Here is a 720-nt window from a genome sequence, read left to right as displayed (position 1 = left end):
TACCGCGCTGGTGCTGGCGCACAGCGAGGTCGACGAGAAATCGAACGAGATCCCGGCCGCTCAGGCGCTGCTCGCCGAACTCGGCTTGGCTGGCCACTTGGTCACGCTCGACGCCCTGCACTGCCAGAGAAAACCTTCGAGCTCGCCGCAAAGGCCGGCGCCGACCTGATCATACAGGTCAAGGACAACCAGCCCACCCTGCATCAAAAGTCCAAGGACCTCTGCGCCAGCGCCACCCCGCTTTCCACGGCCAGTAGCCGTGATCGGGGGCGCAACCGCCAGGAGGAGCGCAGCGTCGCCGTCTTCGATGCTGCCACCGCCTTCACCCACACCGAGTGGGCGTCCCTCATCGGTGCCGTGATCCGCGTCGAGCGCGACGTTCTCACCCGCAATGCCAAGACCGGTCTCTGGCATCGCTCCTCCGAGACCGCCTTCTATCTCGCCACCACCGCGCTGCCAGCCATTCGCGCCGCCTCTACCATCCGGGACCACTGGAAGGTCGAGAACACCTCGCACTACACCCGCGACGTCACCATGGGTGAGGATCGCTCCCGCATTCGCTGCAATCCGGGTCTCTTCGCCCGCCTCCGCAGCTTTGCCTTCAACATCCTCAAGGCTAACCGCCGAAGCTCACTGCCGCAGGACCGCCTCCGCGCTGCCATCGGTGGCGTCGATTACCTCCTTGACCTCATTCACATTCCACAGCGTTGAACAGCCGTG

The 720-nt window shown here is 64.9% G+C and carries 1 protein-coding gene; it reads left to right on the top strand.

Annotation, left to right across the window (positions count from 1 at the left end):
* Window positions 1-711: ISAs1 family transposase (locus Q7A36_RS40475; RefSeq protein WP_305109439.1), on the top strand; the 711-nt coding region annotated here is incomplete at its 5' end.
* Between the last annotated feature and the right edge of the window lie 9 nt (window positions 712-720).

The organism is Paracraurococcus lichenis (genome assembly GCF_030657435.1).
GTDB lineage: Bacteria > Pseudomonadota > Alphaproteobacteria > Acetobacterales > Acetobacteraceae > Paracraurococcus > Paracraurococcus lichenis.
The sequence above is the reverse complement of the archived record's forward strand: the minus strand, read 5'-3'. Positions and strand labels throughout refer to the sequence as shown.